We start from the raw sequence: 24,849 nt of genomic DNA on the forward strand, positions 1-24,849 counted from the left end.
TACTGCCGCGACCGTTCACTGTGTTTTGTTCTCAGTGGCGACGTCGAAGACGTCGAGTGGAGTGTCGCGGGGATCTTCCCATGTGTTGGGCACCAACATCATTCGCGTTTCCATTTCCAATTCCGACAGCGCGTGTAAGTAGATCTGTGTTGTCACCACGGAGCGGTGTCCGAGGCGACGTCGCACCCAGTCCAGAGGGTCACCGAAGATCTGTGTCCATTGCCCTCGCTGTTCGGCAGTCATTTCGGTCATCGCGCTGATATGTCCGCGCTGTAGCTGTTCCAGAGTCACCACCGCGAACGTGTGCCGCAGGAGGTGAGCATGTGCAGTCAGAGGAACTCCTGCTCGACGACACCGTGTGTTGGCGACTGCGAACATGTCTTTCCAGGTCGAGACCGCGATGGGGGTGCCGAACTCCGACAGCCAGAACGCGGCCGGCGTCAAGCCATCGGGCCCGTCGATGAGCAAGCGGCGTCGTTCGTCGGCATCGAGGTTGGAAACTTTCACGGTCGATCGCAGACCGGACCGAGTCTGTACGACGACCGGCGAATGCGGATCAGGGATCACGAGCGGGCGGCGAACCTGTTCGTACCGTCCGCAGGCGCGTGCGCGGGCGATGACCTCCGCGCGATCGAGTGTCGCGTACCCGATCAGGTCGGCGATCACGGATTCAGGAACGTAGACTCGGCGGGCCGAACGACCTTTGGCGATGGCCGTCGGCAGCCAAAAACGTTGATAGCCCCCGAGACCGCGAGCTGTTGGCACATCGAATACCGTCAGCGCCGCTTGCTCGGACAACCGCATGCCGGTGCGCACCATCAAGTCGCAGAATGATGCATTGCGCGCCGCCCAGCGACCGCGAAACCCGGTGTCGTGGACACCGTCGGCGCGATATCCGCGAATCCCGACATCGCGCCATAAACGGTAGGACTGGGGTGGGAGCCACTCGATACGATCCGTCGCGGCATCGTGCGAGTAGGTTGCCGGTGTTGTGGTCGAAGAGTCATGACGGACGAGGCCCGCGCCGAACGGCATTGGTCGTCGAACTCTCTGCGGCACAGGGTTGTTCAATATATGGCCCGCGCGGACCTGCCATCGATAGAACTTGTCGACTGCGGCAACCTCTCGGTCCCATGTCGCACCTTGTATGTGCGGCCCTTGAGAGTCGATCCTGCGCCAGCGCCAGTACGCCAGATGGTCAGCCTCGTTGACGTCGCACCAACGAGCTCTGTCTCGTGAGACAGCAACGAAGTTCAAGAACGCGGCTAGATCGCGGGCGTAGCCCACCTGGGTGTGGCGCGCCTTCGCCTGCATATCGACTGATCTGAAGAAGGCATTCAACTCGATGTCATACTCAAATGATGGGTCAATGAGGAACGGCGTGCCGGCCACCAACTCTGGCCGCGCGAACCCAGGCCACTCCAAATTTGTGTCCGGCACCGCTGGCCGCGGCACCAACTCGTGTGGAGTGATACAAACACGCCAACCAGGTCTCGGCATGGTGGGCAACAGTACGTGGACATCTGTCCATCCGTGCACAAAACGTGGTGCCACCACAACGCGAGCCCACGTGAGTACGCTTTCACTGTGTTGGGGCTGAACGCGCACGCGACCCGAAGCCACTCCAGCCATTCCTCGACAGGGCCTACTACTGCGTGGTCGCGGTCGAGGACAGACCAGGTCACCCCGCCGTCCGGCAGTACCACCTTCTGCGTCCGAGCCATGACACCCACCTCCCGTACGGGTGTAGGCAACCATCAGCTCACGTGCAAACAAAGCCGACACGCCGACGCTCACATGACGTCGAAGACGCCTGGAGGTGGGGTGAGGATAAGCCGACCTGTTCGACTACATGGTCGAACTCGGCACCACGCAACGCGCAGCGTTCAACCGACTCAACGCTTTTCGGCAACCCTCCACATCCTGACCATCGGGCGGGGTGGTCCGTGTACGCGGACGACGGGCGGATGGCACTACGGTGCTCTGCGGGCCACAACCGAAAGACGAGGACAGTGACAACGACAGGTGAAAACGCCGAACAGACGCCACACGTAGCGTCAGACGGCATGAACGAGCCCACCACGCCCGCCGCCACTCTCGGCGCAGGCCTGCCCGCGCACGTTCGAGACCAGATCGCTGCAGTCGTCGACGCCTCCGGCGGCCTCGAGCACGTCCCGACCGGCAGCGGTGCGCTGACCGTGCAGGTGTGCTCGGCATCGGAAACCTCGTACGACGCCGCGACGTGGAGCACCCTGGGCACCTACCGCGCCGCTGACGCCGCAACTCTGGCCGAACGACTGCTCGACGCTCTCGGGGACAGTGCGAACATCGGAACCGACCTCGGCGTCCTCATCGTCACCCACACCCACACCGACAGCCTGGAGGCACCGGCCATGACCGCACCCACCGCACACGGAGCCGACGGAACCCCTGCGCCGGCCGCGCCGCTGCTCACCCTCGACATCGCCAAAGCCGACGTCCTCGACGACGACTTCGAGTGGCCCGAACCCGGTACCCCGCAAGCACTGTGGACGCCGCACTGGTTGCTGCAGGCCGCGATCAACTCCGGTGCCGTCACCTACGACCGGCGACTGTGGGGCGAGCTTGCCCTGTCGGCCGAGTTCACCGCCCCGAACCGGCACGAGCTCCACTTCGTGATCACCTACGAGATCGACGGCGCACCGAACATCGTCGACGGCGACACCACCGACTACCCGAGCGACTTCAACGAACTCTCCGACGACGAACAGAACGCCGTCCCGTCGACGCTGGTTCCGAATCCGGAGACCGCAGCGTCGTGGCTGACGTACCTCGTCGCCGCGTTCAACGCCGTGCACGCGAGCACCGACAAGCTCGTTCGCGGCTGGCCCCAGCACTAGAACCCGCTGTTTCTCGCGATCGGAGTGGTGTGGCTGTCAGTCCTCGCGGATCCTCCGCAAGACCTGTGCGAGAGCGAGCGCGGTGATCGGATCGTCGACGGTGGGGGCGGCCGCGACGACCACCTCGAGGTCACCCGAATCTTGCACCGCGTCGAGCAGATCGAGTGATGCGTCGACGGCGAAGTTCGGGCCCGAGAGCTCGTTGATGATCGCCAGCAGCTCGACGAACCGCGGCCCGGCCTCTGGGCGGACGGTGCTGTGCAGCATTTCGAACGTGGCTACCGCTTCCGGTGAGCGCAGTTCGGCGAGGATGTCGAGCTCCACGGCGTCGAGGTCGGACAGGGCGGGGGAGTCGGGTGTGCTCATGGTGTGGGTCCTTCGGTCGGTGCGTCGCCGGTGGCCGGAGACGTGGGAGGGACGAGAAACATTCGGGACACCGCGGCTTCGGTGGTCCCGAGATGGCCGGCGATGGTGGCCACGGAGTCGGTGGCCACCATCTCGGTGACCAGATCCCGATGGATCAGCGCGGCGAGGCGGTGCTGATGGGAAAGGTAGGCGAGCAGCTCGGAGGTGAGCAGTGCGGCACCGATCGGCCCGCCGTAGTCCTGCGCCCAGTCCTCGCCGTCGCGTTCGGGTGCGTACAGCAGCGATTCCGGCGCGCAGAGAACCTTGTCGAGGATCTCCGCAGTGATCCCGCACGCCTGGAGGCGCTCGATAACCCCGGGGATCTCGGTGGCCGTGCGGTGCCCGACGAGGCTGAGATACCACCCGACGTCGATCACGCCACTGCGTCCGATTCGTCGTCGAACGACCGGCGGGTATGGCTTTCCAGTATGTGGAGCTCGGCAGTGAGGCCGACCGCGCATTCGGCGTCGGCCACCGGATCGAGGGCAGCGATGTTCGCCCGCAGTTGCGTGATCCGGGTGTAGCGGGCGACAGCCGCGGCGTCGGCGTCGTCGACCTCCACCGGGTGTTCGACGACGAGCCGCCGTTGCCCTGGCACCGTCTTCACGGTCGCCTCGCTGTGGCCGCCGCTGCGCATCGTGATCTCGCGGGCGAGAGCGGCGGCGAAGATGTGCGCCGCGTGGGCAGGGAAGTCGCCGGCCACCGTGGTCGAGTCCGGCAACGGATCGGGCCGAGTCGAGCGCACCGTGACGTCGATCAGGTCGGCCGGGTCGACGCCGGGAAGCGGCTCGATCGGTGTGGCGGTCCAGACCCCGATCGAGGTGGTGACATAGCCCGGTGGCGGTAGTTCCGCCGAGCGGACACCCGGCGCGTAGACCGGGATCGAGGCGAGAGCGCACGCTATCTCGCCGGGTGTCCCGATGAGGCAGAGCGAGTCGTCGACGGTGTGGATGAACGTCGCGGCGACGGTATCGACCTGTCGGAGGTCCGCGACGGTTTCCGCTTGGCTCACCGCGAACCGGGCCGCGGTGGAAGGGGAGTGGAAGTGCCCGCGGGTGTGTACGAACCCAGGGTCGCCGTGTTGGTCGAGGGTGGAGATCTCGACCTCGATCAACGTACGAGTCGAGGGCGCGGCCAAGTGCGGATCTGTGGCCGGCGGGAGCGAGCGGGGATCTGTGGTGTCCATGAAGGTCTGCCTTCGGTAGGTCCGGGCAAGGAATCGGTTACGTGACGCGACGAGCGCGGGTGCAGCGAGGACGCACACCGCAGCGGCCGCAGACAAGTCGGTGGTGGTTCGGTTCATCGGTTCGCAGCCATCAGCTATAGCCAGGCGTAGCCCGGCTGCTCCTGCAGCGACGACATGACGAACACCGGTACCCAGGTCGAGCCGAGCGGGTATGTCATCGGTCAGCTCGCGTTCGCGTAGCTCTCACCCGGCGACTTCTGCTCAGCCTCAGTGCCGGTCGACTCGGCTGCGTCGGGCTCGGTTTTCGCCGCCGTCGACGATGGTTGAAGGCGAGGGGGCCGGGGCGTTGTCTTGGTGGCGGTCTTCTTGCCGGAGACGGCGGAGGTGGGGACTTTCAGTCCGGCCTTGCGGAGCTCGGGTGCGGACCAGCCGCCGTCGAGTGCGGCTTTGATCGCGGCCAGCTCGGCGGCGGCCGCCGCGCGTTCGGCGGCTTGCGCTTCGGCGACTTTCGTCGCGGCGGTAGCGCGTTCGTTCTGCGCGGCGACGATGGCATCGATCAGACCGAGACGGGTTTCGAGGGCGGCCTGTGCGGCGGCGCGAACGGTGTCGGGGTTGAGAGGGGCGAGCGACATGTGTGGAACCTTCCGGAGACGGCGTGCAGCGCGCGCCCATAGACTGCGCGGCGCTGATTGACAACGCGGTCTCGGGCGGCCCACACGCCGTCCGATATCCGAGGGCTACGCTATCGAATCGCTCCGACAGATGCACCCCAATGCACCTTTGACAAAGGTGGTGAATGTGAGGGGTCAGTTCTGGCGCACCTAGGTTGCCAGTGACGCGCGTAGGTCCTCCGAGCCTGCCCACCATTCTTCGGCGCGCTGCCTGAAATACGCACCGTGTTCGTCAGGTAGTGGGAGGACGACCGTCGTTGCGGCTCCTCCGACCCCATTCATGCTCGCCCCGAGCATTCGCACAGACAGCGGGTCGACGATGCATCGGTCGTGCAACATCCCTCGAGGTGCTTGGCGGATTGAAAAGACCTTCATTTCCGGGTGTGGCAAGTAGGACCTTCAGCTCAGCCAATGCGCCCTTGCTCATGTTGGGGCCGGTAGAAATGTCCGACGACAAGAGCACAGTCACCATCACCGACGCGTCGTTCGCCGACGACGTGCTGACGAGCGAGAAGCCCGTCCTCGTCGATTTCTGGGCCACCTGGTGCGGCCCGTGCAAGATGGTCGCTCCGGTTCTGGAAGAGATCGCCGCCGAGCACAAGGACAAGCTCACGATCGCCAAGCTCGACATCGACGCCAACCCTCAGGCCGCCCGCGACTTCAAGGTCATGTCGATTCCGACGCTCATCCTGTTCCAGGGTGGCAAGCCGGTCAAGCAGATCGTCGGTGCCAAGGGCAAGGCCGCGCTGCTCAAAGACCTCGAAGGCGTTATCTGATTCACCTCCGAATCGTGTGGATTGCAGCGGAAGGCAGTCTTTCTGCGACAATCATCTGATGTGCCGGCGCTGAGCGTCGGCACATCGTCCACGTCCAGTGGTAGGTGTTGTCAGAACGATCTGGAGGCTTTCGAGGATGCAGGAACTCAGTCACGGCGATTCCGGACCCGCCGTCGCCGAGGTCCGCGGCACTCTCTCGGCTCTGGGTTTTCTCCATGAGGCCGTAGTTCCTCCCGGTCCGATGGACGACGGACACTGGACTGCTCCGGGCTCGGTCTTCGATGCAGCTCTCGGCGGTGCGGTGCGCGCCTTTCAACAGCATCGCGGTCTGTTGGTGGACGGTGTCGTCGGGCCGGCCACGTATCGCGCTCTCAAGGAGGCGTCGTACCACCTCGGTGCCCGCACCTTGATCTACCAGCTGTCCGCCCCGCTCTACGGAGACGACGTCGCCACTCTGCAGACACGTCTGCAGGACCTGGGGTTTTACAGCGAACGCGTCGATGGCTTCTTCGGTCCTCGAACCCACGAAGGCCTGTCTTCGTTCCAGCGTGAGATCGGTCTTTCGCCGGACGGTATCTGCGGCCCGGCCACGTTGCGTTCGCTCGACCTCCTCGGCACCCGTGTCACCGGCGGATCACCTCATGCCATGAGCGAAGAAGAGCTCGTCCGTAAGTCCGGACCGCAGTTGACCGGCAAGCGCATCGTCATCGATCCCGATCTGGGTGGTGCCGACACCGGGCGCATCGTCGACGGCCCACTGGGTCGAGTCTCCGAATCGGAGATTCTGTGGGACTTGGCCAGCCGCCTCGAGGGCCGCATGGCCGCGACGGGAATGGATACGTTCCTCTCCCGCGCCCGTGGTACCAATCCCTCCGTGGCCGACCGCGCAGAGACCGCCAATGCCTGGGGCGCCGATCTGATGATCTCCCTGCGATGCGCGTCGAGCACCAGTCCGGTCGCCAATGGCGTCGCCAGTTTCCACTTCGGTAACTCGCACGGTTCCACGTCCATGATCGGTCAGGTTCTCACCAGCTATGTGCAGCGCGAAATTGTCGCTCGCACACCGCTTCTGGACTGCCGCAGCCACGGTCGAACCTGGGATCTGTTGCGCCTGACCAACATGCCGACCATTCAGATCGACGTCGGCTACCTCACCAACGAGTCCGACGTCGAGGTACTGTCCGACCCCCGATACCGCGACATCATCGCCGAAGCAATTCTGATCTCCGTCAAGCGCCTATACCTACTGGGTCAGGACGATCAGCCGACGGGAACCTTCACGTTCGCCGAACTGCTCGCCGAGGAACTGGCCGCCGCCGATCGTCCCTGACCGCATCGCGTGTCAGCGGGCACCGACCGTCGACTTCTGCTCGATGTCGACCACCGAGATGCTGGCCGCGATGAGCAATTGCTCCAGGGCGGATTCCACGTCCTGCTTCCAGCCGTGGTCTCGATCGAGTTCGAGTCGCAGCCTCGGAAACCTGTGGTGGGGTGCAACCACCTCGAAGCCGACCTTCTCGAGGAAGTCGGCTTCGATCATGCACGTCGATGCCGAGCACGTCACATGTGCGGTTGCGTTCGGAACCACAGGCGTGAGAACCCGATTCACGTCCGCGTGCTCGACGAGCTGCGCCAGGTGCTCGGCATGCAAATAGGGATCGACGATGTAGACCTCTTCGAGCTCGGCGATACTGCCAACCAGCTTTCCCCACGCAATTGGGTTGCGACCTTCCAGCAGAAGGCCGCCAGACTCGTCGACGTCGGCCTCCTCACTCTCATCGGAGTTGACAGCGCCCGACCGAGAGGTGTGACGGTAAGTCCCTTGTTGCTGCCCTTTTGCATCCAACCGAATCGCAGCAACTGTTTGGCGACATGCTCTGGTGGGCCGTCAGGGGCGTACTTGGCTGGGATCGCCGGTGTGGGTGCACTTCCTCCGGACATCGAGGCAATGCCTGTGGCCGCTCGAAAATCGCGGCCGAAGTCGAAGCCAAGAACGACGTAGTTTCTCTGGGTCTCTTTCAGGAAACTCATTATTGGAGTCTCGAAGGATGCGGAGAGAGACTGCATGAGGGGGGACGGGACTCCCGGCTTCGCCGGTATAGCGGGCCTGATCATTTTTCCAGGCTTGCCGGGGCGAGGGTCTGGCCGGTCGATCCACTCTCGAACTTCTTTGGCCGTCGGTTGACATCCGCCACGATTTGCGGCGATTACGAACCGCAGTGTGCGGCGCTGCAGTTCCGTGGTGATCGACATAGGCATTGCTTACCAGAAGGTTCGACCCGCATCAGACGCTCCGAATAGTCAGACGTTCAGGTCGGTAACGAGATCTCACTTGCCCGCTTCTACTCAGCGTGCCGGAAGTATGACGACGACCAAGGCAACATCTATGTGTTTCGCGTCGTCGTCGGCTGCGCTGAGGACGAAGTCGCGCCGTGTTCCGTTGGTGTGCGGGGCTTCATCAACGAATGTCCGATGTTTGCGCAGCTCGCCCGCGGCCTTGTCGATGATGTCTGTTGGTTTCCCGGCCTTGACGAACAGAATGAGCGCAGCTTTGGTGTCTCGCCACGTGACATACCCGTGTAGCTGATCGATCGCTCTACGAAAGCGCGCCGGGCCTTCCCAGAACTTGCATTCACCTATGAATGCGTTCTGGTCGTTCCAGCGTAGGAGGATGTCGGTCTTGCCGTTTCCATTGAAGACTTCACCAGCTGCTGCGCCACGATAGTTGGCGTTGAGGACGAACAAGATCAGGTCTCGGATCTCTTCTTCGCCGAGCCGAGCCGCTGTAGGGGTGCGTTCCATCGCGCGCGTCATCTGTTCGATGGTCTGCACGATGTCTTCGTAGATCTCGGTAGCTAGCGTCGCTTCGGTGGCCGATGCTTCGGGACGTAGTTTGCGGCGGACGATGCCGGGTTGTAGCGGCACCTGTTCCGCCTCGTCCACACGGAAGACCGGGACATCGGAACTGGCAGCAAAGCGCTTGGCCTCGTCGGCGACCATCGCGCGCTCCTTCAGAGTGCGGCGTATCTGAATCGAGAGTGAATCGTTCCATGTGTTGGTTTGATTTCCGCTCCAATTCACCATCTTTTGCAGCTGTTCGATGTGGGCGTCTCGGGTGTCCTGGACACTCTTCTGCTGTTCTGCCTGCAGGGCGAGAAGTCGTTCCTTGTCGTCGTAGATGTCGGTGGCGAGATTGAGGGCAGGGAGCTGCATTGTGATGATCAGATGGTCGTCGCCGCCCATCTTCGTGGTGAACAGGAAATCCGGGTTCAGATAGCTGTTAGAGGGTTCCTTGCTCCAGAGTTCCGGTGTTCCGGTGCAGGGCAGGCGGTAGCGAACAGGGAAGGCTCGCCGACCCATCACTACGGTGTCGTTGGAAGCGGCAAGTTGCGTCAATTTGTCTCGGTGCACCTCCAACGGTTCCACCCGGTACTGCTCGATGATGTTTTCGGCGAGGGCTTCAACCGTCGCTGTCGACATGTCCGCAGAGTGCGCCTCTTGCAGCGCTGCCTTGAGTCGATTTTCCAGAAACGTAGACAACTTCTGTGCCGGCGAAAACAGGGTCATGTCTACATCTTGCGGGACAGCTGACAGCGGTAGCGGCGGTTGCCCCCAACTGTGGATCGGACGTGGTCCTCATGTGGATGTCCGAGAGTTCCCAGGCCGCTCCGCTCGATCTCGGGCACCCACAATCGGGTCCGAAATCCACAACCGGGGACAACCGCCGGCCGCGCACCTGTGGCGCGCGGATTCCGAACTCGCGGCGCTCGTCCTGAGCGTCTTTTCTGGTGACCCACTACGCAGGCTCCGCGAGCCACCAACGTGCCCCGGCGGAGCAAGCTATAACTTAGGTGCCCTAAGTGTGGATTTCCTGACGGAAATCTGACACGCTGATCGCGTGGTCCCCAGGTCTGGGGTCGCTGCGCTGGGCCGAAGTGAGGTGCAAATGGGAGGAGCGGGTGATGGCAGAACGCAAAGCGGGGTGGCTGCGCACCCGTCAGTCGAACGTCGTCGGCGGCCGTGAGTACCGGCACGTGGTGAAGCTGACCGCCGAACAGGAGCTGGCGGTCCAAGCCGCTGCCCGCGTCCAGGGCGTGACGGTGGCCCGGCTGTTGATCGACTCCGCTCTCAAGGCCCCACGCTCGACGGTCTCGCGTGAGGATCTGACGGAGTTGTTCGCGGCGACGAAGCTCATCGCAGCTCTCGGACGGAACCTAAACCAGCTCGCGAAAGTGGCGAACGCGACGGGCGAGGTGCCACCGGAAACCATGGCAGCGATCGCGGCGGTGCGGCAGGTCTTCGATCGGGTGAACCGGTTGCCGCGCGATCTGGTGGGACGTTGATACCGAACATCACTCGGGGCGCGAAGATGACCGGGCTGGTGGTGTATCTCGCCGGTCCGGGTAAGTCGAACGAGCACGAGAACCCGCACGTCGTCGCCGGACACGAAAGCATCGTGTTCGCGGCCCCGGCGGGCGAGATGTCGCACGAGGACGCCATCGCCTTAGCGGGAGAACTGGACACTGCGCGTGTGGTGTTCGGTACCGAGGTGTCGGTGACCAGTCGACGCAAGATGAACGCTGCCATCGACGACGGTGTCCCGCGATCGGTGGCGTTGGCCGACGCCACATCGGATCAGAACGTGTGGCACTGCTCGCTCTCGCTCAAGCCAGAGGAGGGTGAGCTGTCGGACGAGAAGTGGGCGACGATCGCGGCCGACTTCATGAAGGAAATGGACTTCGACGACGCGGACTCACCACGGGCCCCGGCTCGCTGGGTGGCGATCCGGCACGGCAAGACCAAGGCCGGCGGCGACCACATTCACATCGCGGCATCCGCTGTCCGCGAGGACGGTACGAAGGTCAACACGTTCAACGACCGGAAGCGGGCGCAGGCCGCGTGCAACACCCTCGAACACCGGTACGGTCTCGATGTTCTGCAGTCCCGCGAACAGCAACTCGGCGGCCGCGGATCCAAGCCCGCCGAGCAGGGCCGTGCTGACCGAGCGCACCTGCCGGAGACCGGTCGAGATGTGTTGGAGCGCCGAGTGCGAGCCGCAGCTACCGCCTCGAAGACCGAAGCAGAATTCGTGCGTCGACTACGGGGCAGTGGGGTGCTGGTGCGGCCACGATTCACCAAGGGAACCACCGACACTGTCGAGGGCTACTCGGTGGCGTTGCGACCCAATCAAGGCGAGGGCCCGGTCGCCGCTGTTTGGTATGGCGGAGGAAAGCTGTCGAAAGACCTGACGCTGCCGCGCCTGCGCAGCGAATGGGACACCACCACCGAAGAATCGGCGAACGCCGTCGACGAATGGACTGCAGCCAAAGCAGGGAAGCCCGCCAAGCGGAGCGGACCGGAAGCTGTCGTGGCCGATCCGAAACTGCTCGCGCGAGCAGCGGAAGACCTCGAACGGTGGAACGAGTACCTCACGAGCATTCCGGTCACCGATCGAGCGCAATGGGCACGTGCGGCAGGCCGGACCTCTGGGGTGTTCGCAGCATGGTCGGCGAAGGTCGAGAATCGTCCCGGACCACTCGCACATGCATCCAAGCAGCTCGCACGCGCGGCGCAATTGCCCGCACACCAACGCGCCGCAAAGCCGGCCGGGGTGGTGTCGGCCGGCGGAGCGGCTTTGATCGTCATGGCGTGCAAACCAGGTCTCGACGCCACCACCGGATACATCCTGCTGCTGCGGCAATTGATGAAAGCAACCGAGGCCATCGCGGCCGCGTCACGCGCGGCCGGTAACGCCGAGTACGCACACGACCTCGAGATCGTCACCCGGGAAAGACTCAGTGAGGTACACACCCGACTCGAAGGCATCGAGCTCCCTTCGGCTGCGGATGTCTACCGCGAAGGCACGGCGGCCGAAGTAGATGCAACACGGGCGGCGTACACCGTTGACGAGCTCACGGACGCAGAATCCGCCCAGCGCGTGGCGCAAGTGATGGCCCCACCACCGTCGGCAAATACGCCAAGCAAACCGCGTACCAGCGAACAACCTCGCCGGGTTCAGCCCAAGAAACCTAAGAGGGAACGAGACTCAAGGGACGGACGGTAAGACCGCCCGCAGGACAGCGGCCGGTACGAGACGGAGGACCCGCGTTGAGCTTCAAATCGGACCTAGAGACCCAAGTCGACAGCCTCATCAATACGCCATTCAAGATTCGTGATGGCCGTGTGATCCCTACAAGCAGCTCGATAGGGCCGCACGACTACGTTGCGCTTTCCGATGTCGCGTACCTGTACACCGACATGGCGGACTCTTCCAGCATTCCGAGCCGCTTCGAGTACGACGAAGGTGCTCGCATACTGCGTGTATTTCTTACAACCGTATGCCGAGTGATCAGAGACCGAGGTGGTGAAATTCGGAGTTTCGACGGGGACCGAGTGATGGCAATGTTCAAGGGTGACGATGCCGCCAACGACGCGGTGGACGCGGGTCTGAGAATCAACTGGGCAATTTCGGTGCTCGCCCATGATGCGCTCACCCTGTACGAGCCGTACTGGAACGAGTTCTTGGAGAACGACTGGAAGTTGCGTCACCGAACCGGTATCGATATTGGGTTCGCGCACGTAGTGAGGGGCGGAGTGCGCGATCACAACGACCTGGTGAGTATCGGCCACGCGCCCAACACCGCCGCAAAGCTGAGCGACTACAAAGATGGTGGCGCAACCATCATCACCGATGATGTCTATGAGCTGCTCAGTGAGAAAAATCTTCGTAGCGAAAATTCTGAAAAGAAGGACGGCGTTGTCCGCGATATGTGGCAACACAAGGGCTATACCAAGATCGGTTCACGTATCGAGAACGTCTACACGTCCACGTGGTGGCGATCCTATTCATGAGCGCTGATCCGATCGAAACAGCTTGGAAGATCCATGCCGCACTGGTCGATTGGACCGGCAAGGTGGATACCAAAGCTTCGTTCGCGCTGACAATCGAGTCGGCGCTACTCGGAGGGGTAGTGGCGTTATCCGGCGATGGCCGCGTCTTCCATGATCTTGCTGGGGCCTCGGTCGTCTGGTACGTCCTGGGCGTCTTCACGCTTGCGTTGAGCGTGCTGTGCGTTGTCCTGGTTGTTCGACCTCGATTACGCAGGGGAGGACTCCAGTCCGAAGCGCGTGGAAATTTCGTCTACTTCGGTCATCTAAGGCACCTAGACGCCGCTGCGGTACAAAATCACCTGGAGACGTCGGACCTACTACCGGTGCTCTCTAAGCAGCTGGTCGAGATGAGCAAAATTGCGTGGACGAAGCATCGCCTGGTGCAGGTCTCCATGAGTCTCGCACCTGTTGGTGTGCTCTTTCTCGTGATCTCGTCCCTGTGTGCGTAGGTGACTCAACAATCAGATTGCGAAACGCAAGATAGCGGTCGAAGCGACGTCGTGGCTTGGGTTGCACCAGAACTGTCGTGATCGAGTTGTTTTGGCTAGATTGCCGAGCCTGTCGAAGGGGGTGGAGGCACTATGTTTACCCGTCGTCGCACGATGAGCGGTGCGCCGTCGGGACCCTTGATGTGGGCCTCCACCCAGCGGCGTCGACGTTCATGTCGGTCCGGTCCGTAGCGGTAGGTGTGCCAGTGACCGCGGACGATGTGTCGATTCTTGAGTCGCCCTTCCTGTCCAATCGTTTCGGCAGGAGTGGCAGATCCCCGGTAGCTCAGATGGTGTACGACGGTTTCCACCCTGCGCCCTCGGCTGTGGGTGCGTTTGGACAGAACAGTTTCGTCGCTGGTCGTCAGGTTGGATCGTTCCATCCGTAGTAGGTCCGTGAACGCCATCAGGACGCGGATGAACAGGGCTGGATCGTCCCAGCAGAAGATATTTCGGAAGCCTTCGGGGGCTTGGGGAACATGCGGTGGCTGGGTGAGGAACCCCCAGCCTGCGCTCAGACCGGGCGGAGCATCGTCGGCAGGCTCACCGATGTCCATGGTCATGGATTGAAGGGGCATGTGGAGAGCGCGATCGGTGCCCCACCCTGCTTCACCGTTCTGGAGCAGGAATGCTTCGAGGCCAGCTGCCGTCGCCATCTGGATGCCGACGCTGTTGGAGGACGTGGGATCGCTGTCTGTGTGCCAGAGCAGGTAGAACGATTCCTCGGGTACGGCCGCACCGAAATACGCGAACCCGCTGGGGGACGGTAGATCGGCCACTGTCGCGGGGACGAGGTCGGCAGGCTGTGCCGATGCCTCCTGCACGAGGGCCGACGCTTCAGGCGATGCGTAAAAGGTCTCGCCACTGACTGCGCCGGAGGTAACCGAAAGCGCCAGCCGTACAGCGAAGTTGCTGTACCGCTCGAATCGTTCTGCCTCGCTCAACTGTGGTTGCGGGTGGTCCCATCTGGGTGCCATCTGCTGGTGGTAGCGCAGCACATCGTCCAGCCGCGGGCGTACAACCGCGTCGAGGCCGTCGAGTAGTGCCGGTACATGCTTGGGCAGCAGCGATCGCACCGCCCGCACGGCAGCTTGGGGCGGGGACGGGAACACATCATCGTTCGGACGACCGATGAAGTAGCCGGTCATGGGATACCTCCGCTGGTGAGCAGTCGAACAGAGTGGGTGGGTGCCTTGTGACGGCAGATTGTCGCAAAGCGCTCCGACACGACTGCCCACCTCGAAGCTCGAAGTGGACAGTCGTGTTCGTTCCGAGTTCGCGACTACGGAGCGATCCATATGTAGTTCGATACGGCAAATGCTCGCTGGGGGAGTACGGAGACGGTCACCCAGCTTGCGCCGAGTCCGGCGTCGACGGTGATGGTGGCGGGGCCTCCGTCGAGGGGGAGTTGTGCGGAGTGGGTGAACGGTGCGATGCCGTTCACCCAGTCGACCTGAATAGTTGTTCCGCAGCCCGGACGCGCGCCTAGGTCTCCGCGGGGTGTGGCGGTGATGGTCAGCTGGCCGGGGTGGGCTCGGTCGGTGGTGCGGTCGATGTGGATGGGTCCGTTGCAGCCGCCGTTGTCTCCGACGGTGACGATGTCGTCGCCGGTCAGGCTCGGAGTTGCAGGAGGCACGTCCGCTGCTGCGAGACCGGTCCCGCCGATCAATGCTGCGGCGGCGATGGCTGCGGTGGCGACAGTGCGGGTGATGGTGTTCATGGGATCTCCTGTGTTGGATGGGTGTTAGGCGTGAAAGAAGGTCAGCGGCCGGAACGTTCGCGGTCGGTGTGCTTTCCGTTGCCGGGCCGTCCTTTGCGCGCTCGAGGTGATTTCGTCGAAGGCACTGTAATGGCACCGGCGGGTGCGCCCTGGCAGATGTCTGCAGAGATCCGCGCGGCGATCGCCTCGTCGTCGACACCGGCCGCGCGCATGTCCGAGGCAAACTGCTCGCGGCGTGCGGCGCTGTCGTAGCTGCGATCGGCCTCAGCACGTCCGTTTGCTTCCTGCGACCGCTCAGCATGCTCCGAGTTCTGGTCCCGGGCCTCACGTTCGTTCATCGGCTGGGCCTCCGCGTCTTCTATGCCAGGGCCGGATCCGTAGCCGTCCTGTGAGAGCCGCTGCGTTTCGGCGTCCTGGCGCTCGGCGTCCGCGATGAGTGCAGCGGCCTGGGCGCGATCGAGTCCTGCCGCTCTGTCGGAGTTCTGGGCGAGGGCATCTTTACGCTGGCTGTCGTCGATGAACGCTCGGGCCCCGCGGTCATCGGTGATGTCGACGCCGTATCGACGACGAACTTCGCTGCGGACCGTTGCTGCGGCTTGCGTGGCGATCTCCGACTCGCTTTCCCATGCCTTGGCCTGCTCGTAGACGGTCGTGATGTCGTGAGGTGTCGCCCGGTCCCACCACTGAGGGGCGAAAGGCCTGCGGAGCTGGGTTTCGGCGGCGATCCGTTCGGTGCGGAGCCGTTCGCTGTATTCACGTGTGGCTTGGTTGCTGTGCTGCTCGGCCTCGCGTGACTGCTGTTCACGTCGGCGGGCGCTCTGTTCGGCGAAACGGGATGCGAGCTGCATCCCGACGCGGAACACCATCCCCACTTCTCTACTGGCGGAGCCGAGCTCGTCATCGGACATGTGGTGTCACCTTTCAATCGGCGGTCCGGCTCGTTACCGGATCGGTGGGGGGTCAGCGCTGTCGCTGGTCGGGGAACATCGCCGGCGGCGCGGGGTCCACGGGCAGCGCATGCAGCCGGTCGGAGTGTCCGGTGCGGGTATCGCAGTTCTGGAAGGGGCCGTCGGAGGCGAAGAGCTTTTCCATGTGGTGGTCGGCGTGATCGCGCAGCCACACGCTCATGCCGGTGTGTGGGTCCTTGCGCAGGTGCTCGAACGATCGCCACAGCGCTTCGAGGCGGGCGACGGCTTCGGCGTGCCGCCACCACTGCGGGCACCAGCACCGGTACGGTACGTCTTCGACCTCGCGGCGGTAGAGGACGGCGAGGTGGTCGCGCACGAACTCCTCGACCGACCCGAACTTGAGCGGTTCGGGCTCGTTGCTGGCCGCGTCTATCGCGGCGTCGAGCTCGGCTTCCATCCGAGCCCGTGTCGCCTCGGCCAGCTGGTGGTGCAGCTCGGGGGTCAGGAGCTCCTCGAACTGTGCGGCGGCGATCGCGTCGACTTCGGCGCTCAGGCGTCGATCGACGCCCGCCTGGACCCGGGCCTGCATCGGCTCGCTCAACGATCCGGTGGCAGCTTCGGTGGCGGTGTCGTCGAGGCCGTCGAAGCTGAAATCCTCGCTCACGCTGCACCCTCTCTGGTCAGGTCGACGTTCCCGACGAGGGTGACTGCGCCGGCGAGGGTGCGATCGGCTTCGGGGTCGTGGACTCTGATGGACGCGACGACGGCGGCCTGGTTCGGTCCTTCCCACCACGGCACGGTCCGCACGAGAACCGGTGTGTTGCCCGATGATCGGACGATGGCGCGTCCGCGGGGGAGGGCTTCGAGTTCGGCTTCGGTGAAGGTGCGTTGTTTGGTGCGCGAGCGTGAGACGCTGCGGCCGTGATCGCTCGTGGAGACCGATCCGCTGATTTCCCAGTGATCACCGATCGCGGTGGACATGTTGCGGAGGAATTCGCCGTCGTCGATCGCGACGCCGCCGCCGTAGACGCGGACGTTGGCGGCGGACCAGAGTTTGCGCATTCCTTCTGTGCCCCAGACGTTTACGCCTTGGGACCAGGACTGGAGGACGGCCATGATGATGATGCCGCGGGAGCCGTAGTGGCTGTAGAGGCCGGGTAGTTTCGCCCAGCGCACGACGTTGGCGACCTCGTCGAGCGGTGCGAGGAGGGGGACGGGGAGACGGCCTTTGGGGGAAGTGGTGGCGAGCTGTTCGGCGGCGTCGATGATGGCCACGGTCAGGGCGGTGACCAGGGGACCGGCGGAGCCGTTTCCTTCGCGGGAGAGGCTGTACATCGTGCCGCCCTCGGCGACGAACGCCCGTGGGTCGAAGTGCGGGCGAGTATCGCCGGGTCCGCTCGCACGGATCCACGGGTGCACTGCGGAGAGCTTGAGCGATCGGATCATCTTCTTGGCGGTGGTGAAGACGCCGGATCGCTGCTTCTCGGTCTGGTTGTACTGTGCGGCAAGGCCGTCCGCTTGCAGGCGGTATCGGCCGTCGGCGGTGCCTCGGAGGATTTCGACGGGCTCCTTGTTCTTCTCCTGCGTTGCCCAGGTGTAGACGTCGGTGATCGGGCGTCCGGCCACTGCAGCGGCGAGGATCAGCCCGGCGAGCAGGTCCTGGCCCTCGGGGTCGAAGAACGGGTCCTTCTTGGCTTCGACCCCGTCGTCGCCGGAGGCGAAGTGTTCGGCGAGGTCGGCGGCTTTGACTTCGTCGGTGACCCAGGTCAGCGGGTTCCACCACCAGCTGGGCTGTTCGTCGGCGACCTGCTGCGGGTCGAACACCCACACCGGGCGCCGCTCGAGGGACTCGACGGACACCATGCCCTTGGCCGGGACGGCCTTACTGTCGCCGTAGGTGCTCCAGTCCACCGCCGCGGCCTTGACCGGTTCCCCGGTGACGCGGTCGAGAAGACGGACGCTGCGCCAGAGCCGCGTCGCGTCGACGACGTCGCGTTTGTTGGAGGTGGTGATCACCCCGCCCGGGGCGTCGAGAATCGCCGGGATGACCCGCGAGGAGGACTTACCGGTCCGCGGCCCCCAGATGTCGCAGTGCAGGTCCTCGTAACTGCCGCGCAGCATCTGTTTGGAGAGCAGGTGACGGCCGACCTGGACGCCGGGTACCTGTGTGGGTGTCAGCTCGATCGCCAGGTCCGCTGCTTTGCGTCTGCATCCTTTCTCGCTGAGCGATTCGATGTCGCGGCCACGGCCGAGGTGGCGGGCCTTGTCGTCGACGCGGGTTTTCTTGCTCCGGTAGCGACCGAGCAGCACCAGCGCTCCGACCGCCGCCGCGAGCAGCACCAGTGCGGAGAGGACGACGACGATCGTCGAGCCGGTCTGCCATACGAGATCGCCGCGGAACAGGCGTTTGGCGATGGCGATGGGATTGTCCGGGGCGGGTTGGTCGGTGCCCAGGTGAATGCCGGCCCACAGTCCGCCTCCGGCGAGGGCGGCGACGGCGGCACCGAAGCCGAGCAGGACCAGGGAGCCGTCGGTGGTGGCGGGGTCTTTGACGCTGCGAGTGCGCATGTGTGGAGTCCTTCTCGTTGGTGGGCGGGTGTGTCAGGAGACTTCGACGATGGCGGTGATGGTGACGGTGAAGCCGGGGGCGGTGCGCGATCCCGGTGGATCGGCTACCTGGAGCGGTGTCACGGCGTGCGAATGGCCCTGTACGGCAACGAATGTGTGGCCTCGTTCGAGCTCGTCGATGTAGCCGACCATGCTGTCGGCTGCGATCTGCAGGGCGGGGGCGGGAGAAGGCCCGGCGGCGGTGCCGTGGCCGTAGAGGACCAGGAAGCTCATCGCACAGCCACCGCGTTGATGCGCCACACGCCGAGTTTGGTGGCGGTGAAGTAGGCCGCGAAGGTGTTGGTTCCCAGTGTCTTTCCGTCGGGGGTCGTGGCGGTTTGGGTGACGGTGACCACGCGTGAGACTCGGCCGCTCTGATCGGCGGGATGGTCGTCGCCGCCGATCGCGGCGACCGCGATGACGCGGGCACCTGCCTGTGCCCAGTCCTGCCACTGGTTGCCGGTGATCGGGGCGAGGGCGATGAACGAAGCGGCGTTGTCGGCGTAGTAGCGCTCGTCGAACAGCGGCTGCGCCCGCTTCGCTGCGGCGAGCTGGTTGGGCTCGTCTGCCGGGGTGTAGGAGAACAGAGTGGTCGCGGCGGCCAGCATGACCTGCTCGGGATCGGTCTGGTCGACCCCGGCGAAGGCCTGTGGCAGGTCCGGGGTCGAGGGCGCGGGTAGCGAGGTCGTCGGTCCGCCGGCATCGAGAGGCTGGTCACCGGTGTCCTGACCGGAGTCGTCGCTGCCGCAGCCACCGATGACCAAGGTGAGGGCCGCCAGCAAGGCCAAAGCGGCGCGTCGGTGGGTGCGTGGTGTGGTGGTCATCCGAATCTCCTGACGTACATGTCTTCTCCGGCCCAGCCGGAGAGCGGCATGATCGAGACGGTTTGGCCGGACTGGGGGGCGTTGAGGAGCATGTCCTGGCCGCCTTCGGTGCCGGTGTAGATACCGACGTGGTGGGTGTTGCCTCCGGAGCCGAAGTAGATGAGGTCTCCGGGTTGCTTGTCCTCGAACGGGATCTGTTGTCCCCGTGGGTCGCCCAGCTGTCCGGGGTTGGAGGTGTCGCCGGTGTAGTGCGGGAGCGTGATCTTTCCGCCCGATGCTTGGAAGACCGCGTAGAGGGTCAATCCGGAGCAGTCGAACCCGGTTTTGGCGGTGTCGCCGTTCGCGTCGGCTGCGCCTCCACCGTCGCTGATTCCTCGGGTCGGACCGCTCGAATCTCCGCCTCCCCATGCGTAGGGTGTGCCGATCCATCTCGACGCTGCGGCAATGACATTGGCTCCGAACGGGCCGCCGGGGACGAAGGTCGGTCCTCCGCTCGCTCCGCCGGCAGGCGGGGTGCAGGCACCGGGGGCGGTGCCGCCGTCGACGACGGCGGTGGCCACAGCGCCGGTGCCGTTGTTGGCGATCGCTGCGAGGTCGTCGGCGGTCAGGTCGGCGCGGGCACCTTTGAACTGTGCGTAGAGCTGGCGGGCGAGTGGTTCGTCGTCGGCGTAGGCCCCGGGGTGGCCAGACCCTTGCACTGCTTGGGCGGCGTCGGTGACAGCCATCGACTGCCAGCCGGGGATCTTCAGCAGGGCGGTGTAGAACTTGATGTTCGCGGTCACTGGATTCATCAGCTCTTCCGTCGTGCCCCAGATCGTGACTTGTTGCTGAAATTGGTTGACCGACAGGTGATCCGATCCAATGCCGTCGTGGGGGTAGTTCGTGGAGTCCGGGACGTTCGAGCTGGCGAGCATCCGATAGGTCGACTCCTGGCCTTCGGTGGCGAGCGCGACGACGATTCCCTGTTCGGGTACCCCCATCGCCTCGCCGATGGCTACGGTCTGTTTCGCCAGTGCGAGCTGTGCGGCATTGAGGCCGCCCGTTCCTGCACCGGGGGAGCTCGAGGTCTGTGGCTGGGCGGCGGTGCCGGGCTCGGCGGCCTTGGCGACCCACGGCGCGGGGTCGACTGCGGTTCCAGCACCGTCGGGGAGCCGCGCGCCCTCCCACACCTCGAAATGCAGGTGTGCGCCCGTCGATTCGCCGTCGTTGCCGATCTTTCCGATCTCCTGGCCGGCCGAGACGTGCTGGCCGGCAGAGACGAGGACACCGTCGGCGAACATGTGACCGTAGACGGTGGAGTAGGTCCGGCCGTCGATCTCGTGGTCGAGGATGATCCAGTGCCCGAATCCGGCGGCCTCCCCGGCTTCGGCCACACGTCCGTCTGTGAAGGCGTAGATCGGGGTGCCGACCGGGCCGGCGCGGTCGATGCCCTGGTGGACGGTGCCCCACCGGGGGCCGAAACCGGAGCTGTCGGTGGTGGTGTCGCTGGCGGTGGGCTTGACCAGCGTCCCGGCCGGCGCGATCGCGCCGGCCGCGGCACCGGACGGGGGAGCGCAGGCGATGGTCGTCGACGCCGGAGCGAGGATGACCACCACGATCAGGACCAGCCCGAGAAGTGTCGCGGCGGTGGCGACGAGGAGTTTCTTGGCGTCCACGTCGCTATGCGCGCCGACCGGTGTGCGGACCCATTCCTGCGGTCAGGGTGGCGATCAGCTCCGTCGCGGCCGCGAGCTGGACTTTGTGTTCGCGGGCGCGGCGCTCAGCTTCTTCGGTGGTGACGGGGGCGGCGTCGCGGCCGGCGGCCACGACCCAGTTGCGCAGGGTGTTCGGGTGGACCTCGAGGGTTTCGGCGACGAGCTCGATCGCTCTCCACCGGGAGGACACCTCGGTGGCGACCTTGGCGACGGTCTGTACTGCTGCTGCCCGCAGTTCGGGGGTGAGGCGCTTGTACTTGCGTTCGGCGATCATGCGAGCGCTCCTGCTTGCTCAGGGGCGGCGATGTCGGCTTCGATGACCTCGCGGACGAGGTTCGCGTCGGCGAACTCACTGAACCGGGAGTTGGTGTCGTGGATGCCGGCGTCGATCTCGGCGGCGGAGAAGATCAGCTGTACCGGGATGCCGGGGCTCAGTTCGCTCTCGCCGATCTTGATCAAGAACTTGCCGAGTCCGGATGGGGGCTCGATCGGCTCGTCGTGTTTGCGGCGATCTCCGGTCATGGGCGGCGGCGCGGACCATCCGCTGACCATGTCGGATTCGGTGGCCGTGAACTTGACGATGCCGGCCAGGCGTTCGACTTCTTTTTCCGGGATCGGGCCGATGACCTTGACGCGGGCGCGTTCGAGGAAGCCCAGGGCTTTGTTCGCCGATCCGGTCGTCGACTGCGATTCGAGGTCGGTGATGGTGTGGGTGATCATCCACAGCGCGGTGGCGATGGCTCGGTTCAAGCGGGTGAGGGCGTTGACGCGGTCGACCATGAAGTCGCCCAGTCCCAGGACCTGCCAGAGCTCGTCCATGATGGCCTGGAAGTAGCGCTGCGGTCCCAGGCCCGCGTCGGCGAGGGCGTGTGCGGCTTCGATGGCGGCGAAGCCGTCGGACCAGCACACGAGCATCACGGCCGCTTTGAGTTTGGTGTCGCCTTCGGCGATGTGCGAGACATCGATGCAGATGGCGACGGCGTCGATGTCGATTTCGGTGGTGGTGTGTCCGTTGAACACTTCACCGAACCGTCCTTTGATCAGCCCGCGCAGTGATTGCCGGAGGCGTTTGGTCGAGCGTCGGTACTCCTCGACGGTGTCTTCGCCGGCGTCGGCGATCAGTTCGGGGTGTCCGTCGATGACGAGGGCGAGCAGGTCACCGAGTAGGGGCGGGCGATCGGGGGTGTAGCCCATCTCGCCGTAGAGCAGGTTCAGCGAGGTCGCGAGGATGGTTTCCTCGAAGTCCTGCACCTGGCCGCCGCGGGAGAGTTCGATCAGTCCCGAGACGACCTGGACCTGGCGGCCGCGGAGCTCGGCGAGCATGCGGCGCTGCAGGTCGGGGAACGCCGAGAGGGTGGGGATCACCGATCCCAGGACCCCACCGGCGAGCGGGTTGATGCGTCCGTATCCGTAGCCGAGATCGATCACCTGGCCTCCGACGGCTTCGATTTCCTTGCGGTAGTCGGGCTTGACGTCGGCCAGGACGAGGGTGGTGACGTTCTGTGCGATACCGCCCAGGACCACGCGTCGTACGAACGAGGACTTGCCGTAACCGTTGAGTCCGAGCACGAAGCCCACCGGTGCGGTGATCAGACCTTCGATGAACCAGTTGAGCAGGTCGAAGCAGACCGCGGCGCGGGTGAGCAGGTGTTGCCCGATCGGGGTCCCGATCAGTGGTGCTCCGGCACCGACCGACCACGGCCACAGGCCGGCAGCTTGGACGGAGGTGGCGCGGTATTCGATCTGTCGGCCGACGGTGTTGGTGCGCCCGCCCCCTGGGCCGGCGAATCCGCGGTCGGTCAGGCGCAGGGTGGAGCGGGCGAAGCCGTCGGCCGAGGACGAGTAGTCCGCGGCGTCGCGGTTGCGGCGGCGGCGGTCGTCGGTGGCGAGCCTGTGTTTGGCCCACATGCTGCGCACGCCGGGACGGTTCGCGGCGACGACCAGGGCCGCGCGGGCGGTGTCGTCGAGGATCTTGACCATGGACGGGTCCTCTTCTCGTCTCGGGTGCGTATCCGGCGAGTGCGCCGGGGAGGGTGGCGTGTTCGGGCAGCACTGCACCGATGCCGAGGGAGCCGTAGAACCCGGCGGCCTGCCAGCGGTAGGCGCGGCGGATCTTGAGACGGCACTGCACCGACAGATCGCGGACGATGGCTTCGATGGCCGGGATGTCGCCGGTGAGGGGCTCGGTGACGGTGATCAGCACCCCGAAGCGCACGAGTCCGTGGCCACGGGCCTGCTCTTCGCGGGCGCGGGAGGTCGATTCGACCTTGATCGAGGCGGTCACCGATCCGATGCCGCGCCCGCCTTGCTCGGCGATGAGTGCGTTCTTGTAGTCGGTGTCGACGATCTTGACCGCATCCGCCGCGGTGTGGGGTCGGTAGATGATCGCGACACGTTTGCGAGGCACGTCGGGATTGGGAGCGAGGATGCGCCGAAGGACGCCCTCGTCGACGGCGCTGGCGGGAGCGGAATCCATTTCCCAGGTCACCGACCGGCCACCGTCGTGGACGTACTGGTCGAACTTCTCCTCGTGCGAAACCGGTCCGGCGTCGTCCCAGTGAAGTCCGTGTCCCGCCGAGCTCGACGACGCGCGTTCGAGATCTGCCTGTGAAGCGGGATCGGTGGAGCGCCGGACGAAGGCGACGATGTCGGCCGCAGGCATGGGCCGGACCATCACCGACGCCGATTTGAGGGCCGCGCACAGCCCTGGTAGTCGACGGCTGATCTCGACGGCCTGCTCGGACGGGTCCTTCTTGCGGGCATCAGTGGTGGCGCGGAATGTCACTGCGATCCGGGCCTCGAGCTGGACCTGTTCGGTGGGCAGCGACTCGGCGAGGTCGTACATCGAATGCTGAGCCAGGGCAGGTGCATTCGGCGCGGTGTTGCGGTCGACTTCGGCGAGCAACCGGTTACCGGTTTCGGGGACTGTGTCGATGACCGGGACGACGGCCACGATGTCGGAAGTCTGGCCCATCGCGGCGAGTACGACTCCCCATTCGCCGACCCAGTTGTTGATCAGGGACTGATCGACTGCTTCGTCGCCCTGCGGCCAGGCGCGCAGCACCACGGTGTAGCAGTGCTTGGCGGGCATGTGGATCATCCCGAACCGGAACCCGGCGGCGTCTTCGCCTTCGTAGAGTTTGGTCGGGGCCATGATGCCCGGGAGGAACGCTTTGCCTCCGGGTAGTTCGGAGAACAGCCCGCCTCGGTAGATGTTCTCTTTCCTGCGTCGTGCTCGTATCCACTGCATTCTCAGCACCGTCATTTCGTATCCGGATCGACCATCTCTGCTCCACACCAGCGGTGCGGCAACAACTGTCGCGATTGTTGCGACGACCACGCCTGTGCCGAAACCGGCGAACATCATGGTCACCATCACCGAGATCACCAGGACGAACCCGATGATCGTCGCTGCCCATGTCGCACCGAACAATCCGGTGTTTCGGGGCTTGGTCCACCCGTGGTAGAGCAGACCTGCTTCGGTTCTCGTCGCCATCTACTCACTCCTCGGATAGGAAAGAACACGTTGCGCCACAACCGGTGTGGCCGATGTCGGGGTGGTCATCGCGGTATCGCGTGTCGGTTACCGCTGCTGCTGTTGTTGTTCGAGGTTCGGCCACCGGCGAGGTCGTCGGCCGAACGTCCTGCGCCCGCAGCTCCGGACCCCACCGCCTTGGCTGCCTTCGATCCCGATCCGCCGCCCGATCCTCCGCGAGATCCGTTGGCGCTCTGACTCTGTCGGCCTGATGCCGAGGACGGCGAACCGCCTGGCGAGGGTGGGGTCAGGTTCGGTCGTGGGC

General features: G+C 64.7%; 23 protein-coding genes and 3 pseudogenes. 7 read left to right on the forward strand and 19 right to left on the reverse strand.

What is annotated here, in order from left to right:
- Positions 1 to 15: 15 nt before the first annotated feature.
- Complete coding sequence (locus tag J1M86_RS19805; protein WP_307786684.1) at positions 16 to 1,440, reverse strand: site-specific integrase; 1,425 nt, start codon at positions 1,438 to 1,440, stop codon at positions 16 to 18.
- Between the two features lie 626 nt (positions 1,441 to 2,066).
- Here J1M86_RS19805 and J1M86_RS19810 point away from each other — a divergent pair.
- Complete coding sequence (locus tag J1M86_RS19810) at positions 2,067 to 2,879, forward strand: hypothetical protein (RefSeq protein WP_206511055.1); 813 nt, start codon at positions 2,067 to 2,069, stop codon at positions 2,877 to 2,879.
- A gap of 36 nt (positions 2,880 to 2,915) precedes the next feature.
- On the opposite strand, the gene J1M86_RS19815 is transcribed toward J1M86_RS19810, so the two are convergent.
- The 4 genes from J1M86_RS19815 to J1M86_RS19830 all read right to left on the reverse strand — a co-directional run bounded on the left by J1M86_RS19815 (position 2,916) and on the right by J1M86_RS19830 (position 5,102).
- Complete coding sequence (locus J1M86_RS19815) at positions 2,916 to 3,245, reverse strand: hypothetical protein (protein ID WP_206511056.1); 330 nt, start codon at positions 3,243 to 3,245, stop codon at positions 2,916 to 2,918.
- Complete coding sequence (locus tag J1M86_RS19820) at positions 3,242 to 3,661, reverse strand: hypothetical protein (RefSeq protein WP_206511057.1); 420 nt, start codon at positions 3,659 to 3,661, stop codon at positions 3,242 to 3,244. Before J1M86_RS19820 ends, J1M86_RS19815 begins: the two co-directional genes overlap by 4 nt.
- On the reverse strand, positions 3,658 to 4,587 hold the full coding sequence (locus tag J1M86_RS19825; RefSeq protein ID WP_241260216.1) for a methyltransferase: 930 nt from the start codon (positions 4,585 to 4,587) through the stop codon (positions 3,658 to 3,660). Before J1M86_RS19825 ends, J1M86_RS19820 begins: the two co-directional genes overlap by 4 nt.
- 104 nt (positions 4,588 to 4,691) lie before the next feature.
- Positions 4,692 to 5,102: a hypothetical protein gene (locus tag J1M86_RS19830; protein WP_206511058.1), complete on the reverse strand. Its 411-nt coding sequence runs from the start codon at positions 5,100 to 5,102 to the stop codon at positions 4,692 to 4,694.
- A 482-nt stretch (positions 5,103 to 5,584) separates the two neighbouring features.
- On the opposite strand from J1M86_RS19830, the gene trxA reads away from it, so the two are divergent.
- Both trxA and J1M86_RS19840 read left to right on the forward strand, forming a co-directional pair.
- Entirely contained in the window at positions 5,585 to 5,917 is a 333-nt protein-coding gene (gene trxA / locus J1M86_RS19835) for a thioredoxin (RefSeq protein WP_037152116.1), read from the forward strand.
- 136 nt (positions 5,918 to 6,053) lie between these two features.
- Complete coding sequence (locus tag J1M86_RS19840) at positions 6,054 to 7,247, forward strand: N-acetylmuramoyl-L-alanine amidase (RefSeq protein ID WP_206511059.1); 1,194 nt, start codon at positions 6,054 to 6,056, stop codon at positions 7,245 to 7,247.
- A gap of 12 nt (positions 7,248 to 7,259) precedes the next feature.
- Here the strand turns inward: J1M86_RS19840 and J1M86_RS19845 are convergent.
- Positions 7,260 to 7,460: pseudogene (locus J1M86_RS19845) on the reverse strand (GNAT family N-acetyltransferase); the annotation flags it as partial.
- 803 nt (positions 7,461 to 8,263) lie between these two features.
- Positions 8,264 to 9,484, reverse strand: coding sequence for a hypothetical protein (locus tag J1M86_RS19850; RefSeq protein ID WP_206511060.1), 1,221 nt, complete (start codon positions 9,482 to 9,484; stop codon positions 8,264 to 8,266).
- Positions 9,485 to 9,879: 395 nt separating this feature from the next.
- Between J1M86_RS19850 and J1M86_RS19855 the strand changes: the two genes are divergently transcribed.
- The 4 genes from J1M86_RS19855 to J1M86_RS19870 are packed head-to-tail and all read left to right on the forward strand — an operon-like array spanning position 9,880 to position 13,257.
- Positions 9,880 to 10,260 (forward strand): plasmid mobilization relaxosome protein MobC, encoded by a 381-nt coding sequence (locus J1M86_RS19855; protein ID WP_094662918.1) that lies wholly within the window; start codon positions 9,880 to 9,882, stop codon positions 10,258 to 10,260.
- Positions 10,261 to 10,286: 26 nt separating this feature from the next.
- A complete protein-coding gene (locus J1M86_RS19860) occupies positions 10,287 to 11,981 on the forward strand; it encodes a relaxase/mobilization nuclease domain-containing protein (protein WP_206511061.1) in 1,695 nt (564 codons plus the stop codon).
- Between the two features lie 44 nt (positions 11,982 to 12,025).
- Positions 12,026 to 12,769, forward strand: coding sequence for an adenylate/guanylate cyclase domain-containing protein (locus J1M86_RS19865; protein WP_141215092.1), 744 nt, complete (start codon positions 12,026 to 12,028; stop codon positions 12,767 to 12,769).
- A complete protein-coding gene (locus J1M86_RS19870) occupies positions 12,766 to 13,257 on the forward strand; it encodes a Pycsar system effector family protein (protein WP_176457858.1) in 492 nt (163 codons plus the stop codon). Before J1M86_RS19865 ends, J1M86_RS19870 begins: the two co-directional genes overlap by 4 nt.
- Positions 13,258 to 13,352: 95 nt before the next feature.
- Here the strand turns inward: J1M86_RS19870 and J1M86_RS19875 are convergent, their stop codons facing one another.
- From J1M86_RS19875 to J1M86_RS19930, 12 genes and pseudogenes are all read right to left on the reverse strand, one after another.
- Positions 13,353 to 14,444 carry a hypothetical protein gene (locus J1M86_RS19875; protein ID WP_206511062.1) on the reverse strand — a complete coding sequence of 364 codons (1,092 nt, stop codon included), beginning with the start codon at positions 14,442 to 14,444 and terminating at the stop codon, positions 13,353 to 13,355.
- A gap of 134 nt (positions 14,445 to 14,578) precedes the next feature.
- A complete protein-coding gene (locus J1M86_RS19880) occupies positions 14,579 to 15,016 on the reverse strand; it encodes a hypothetical protein (protein WP_206511063.1) in 438 nt (145 codons plus the stop codon).
- A gap of 41 nt (positions 15,017 to 15,057) precedes the next feature.
- Positions 15,058 to 15,924, reverse strand: a complete 867-nt coding sequence (locus J1M86_RS19885) for a hypothetical protein (protein WP_206511064.1) — start codon at positions 15,922 to 15,924, stop codon at positions 15,058 to 15,060.
- 52 nt (positions 15,925 to 15,976) lie between these two features.
- Positions 15,977 to 16,588, reverse strand: a complete 612-nt coding sequence (locus tag J1M86_RS19890) for a DUF4913 domain-containing protein (protein ID WP_294638009.1) — start codon at positions 16,586 to 16,588, stop codon at positions 15,977 to 15,979.
- Positions 16,585 to 18,492 carry a type IV secretory system conjugative DNA transfer family protein gene (locus J1M86_RS19895; protein ID WP_206511065.1) on the reverse strand — a complete coding sequence of 636 codons (1,908 nt, stop codon included), beginning with the start codon at positions 18,490 to 18,492 and terminating at the stop codon, positions 16,585 to 16,587. Before J1M86_RS19895 ends, J1M86_RS19890 begins: the two co-directional genes overlap by 4 nt.
- 33 nt (positions 18,493 to 18,525) lie before the next feature.
- Positions 18,526 to 18,765: a hypothetical protein gene (locus tag J1M86_RS19900; RefSeq protein WP_206511066.1), complete on the reverse strand. Its 240-nt coding sequence runs from the start codon at positions 18,763 to 18,765 to the stop codon at positions 18,526 to 18,528.
- Positions 18,762 to 19,355, reverse strand: coding sequence for a hypothetical protein (locus J1M86_RS19905; RefSeq protein ID WP_206511067.1), 594 nt, complete (start codon positions 19,353 to 19,355; stop codon positions 18,762 to 18,764). The genes J1M86_RS19900 and J1M86_RS19905 overlap by 4 nt, the downstream gene beginning before the upstream one ends.
- Entirely contained in the window at positions 19,352 to 21,010 is a 1,659-nt protein-coding gene (locus tag J1M86_RS19910; RefSeq protein ID WP_206511068.1) for a peptidoglycan DD-metalloendopeptidase family protein, read from the reverse strand. The genes J1M86_RS19905 and J1M86_RS19910 overlap by 4 nt, the downstream gene beginning before the upstream one ends.
- A 4-nt stretch (positions 21,011 to 21,014) precedes the next feature.
- Complete coding sequence (locus J1M86_RS19915) at positions 21,015 to 21,323, reverse strand: transposase (protein ID WP_094622100.1); 309 nt, start codon at positions 21,321 to 21,323, stop codon at positions 21,015 to 21,017.
- Complete coding sequence (locus J1M86_RS19920; RefSeq protein ID WP_206511069.1) at positions 21,320 to 23,029, reverse strand: hypothetical protein; 1,710 nt, start codon at positions 23,027 to 23,029, stop codon at positions 21,320 to 21,322. The genes J1M86_RS19915 and J1M86_RS19920 overlap by 4 nt, the downstream gene beginning before the upstream one ends.
- 136 nt (positions 23,030 to 23,165) lie before the next feature.
- Positions 23,166 to 24,545: pseudogene (locus tag J1M86_RS27005) on the reverse strand (SCO6880 family protein); the annotation flags it as partial.
- A gap of 65 nt (positions 24,546 to 24,610) precedes the next feature.
- Positions 24,611 to 24,849, reverse strand: a pseudogene (locus tag J1M86_RS19930) (hypothetical protein); the annotation flags it as partial.

Source organism: Rhodococcus sp. KRD197, assembly GCF_017168235.1.
GTDB lineage: Bacteria > Actinomycetota > Actinomycetes > Mycobacteriales > Mycobacteriaceae > Rhodococcoides.

What these genes read in the sequence shown, in the direction of transcription:
- J1M86_RS19920 (WP_206511069.1), bottom strand. Translation starts at nt 23,029, where the DNA reads ATGGTCAAGATCCTCGACGACACCGCCCGCGCGGCCCTGGTCGTCGCC.
- J1M86_RS19825 (WP_241260216.1), bottom strand. Translation starts at nt 4,587, where the DNA reads ATGAACCGAACCACCACCGACTTGTCTGCGGCCGCTGCGGTGTGCGTC.
- J1M86_RS19895 (WP_206511065.1), bottom strand. Translation starts at nt 18,492, where the DNA reads ATGCGCACTCGCAGCGTCAAAGACCCCGCCACCACCGACGGCTCCCTG.
- J1M86_RS19915 (WP_094622100.1), bottom strand. Translation starts at nt 21,323, where the DNA reads ATGATCGCCGAACGCAAGTACAAGCGCCTCACCCCCGAACTGCGGGCA.
- J1M86_RS19810 (WP_206511055.1), top strand. Translation starts at nt 2,067, where the DNA reads ATGAACGAGCCCACCACGCCCGCCGCCACTCTCGGCGCAGGCCTGCCC.
- J1M86_RS19875 (WP_206511062.1), bottom strand. Translation starts at nt 14,444, where the DNA reads ATGACCGGCTACTTCATCGGTCGTCCGAACGATGATGTGTTCCCGTCC.
- J1M86_RS19900 (WP_206511066.1), bottom strand. Translation starts at nt 18,765, where the DNA reads ATGAGCTTCCTGGTCCTCTACGGCCACGGCACCGCCGCCGGGCCTTCT.
- J1M86_RS19840 (WP_206511059.1), top strand. Translation starts at nt 6,054, where the DNA reads ATGCAGGAACTCAGTCACGGCGATTCCGGACCCGCCGTCGCCGAGGTC.
- J1M86_RS19905 (WP_206511067.1), bottom strand. Translation starts at nt 19,355, where the DNA reads ATGACCACCACACCACGCACCCACCGACGCGCCGCTTTGGCCTTGCTG.
- J1M86_RS19850 (WP_206511060.1), bottom strand. Translation starts at nt 9,484, where the DNA reads ATGACCCTGTTTTCGCCGGCACAGAAGTTGTCTACGTTTCTGGAAAAT.
- J1M86_RS19830 (WP_206511058.1), bottom strand. Translation starts at nt 5,102, where the DNA reads ATGTCGCTCGCCCCTCTCAACCCCGACACCGTTCGCGCCGCCGCACAG.
- J1M86_RS19815 (WP_206511056.1), bottom strand. Translation starts at nt 3,245, where the DNA reads ATGAGCACACCCGACTCCCCCGCCCTGTCCGACCTCGACGCCGTGGAG.
- J1M86_RS19860 (WP_206511061.1), top strand. Translation starts at nt 10,287, where the DNA reads ATGACCGGGCTGGTGGTGTATCTCGCCGGTCCGGGTAAGTCGAACGAG.
- J1M86_RS19855 (WP_094662918.1), top strand. Translation starts at nt 9,880, where the DNA reads ATGGCAGAACGCAAAGCGGGGTGGCTGCGCACCCGTCAGTCGAACGTC.
- J1M86_RS19870 (WP_176457858.1), top strand. Translation starts at nt 12,766, where the DNA reads ATGAGCGCTGATCCGATCGAAACAGCTTGGAAGATCCATGCCGCACTG.
- trxA (WP_037152116.1), top strand. Translation starts at nt 5,585, where the DNA reads ATGTCCGACGACAAGAGCACAGTCACCATCACCGACGCGTCGTTCGCC.
- J1M86_RS19880 (WP_206511063.1), bottom strand. Translation starts at nt 15,016, where the DNA reads ATGAACACCATCACCCGCACTGTCGCCACCGCAGCCATCGCCGCCGCA.
- J1M86_RS19885 (WP_206511064.1), bottom strand. Translation starts at nt 15,924, where the DNA reads ATGTCCGATGACGAGCTCGGCTCCGCCAGTAGAGAAGTGGGGATGGTG.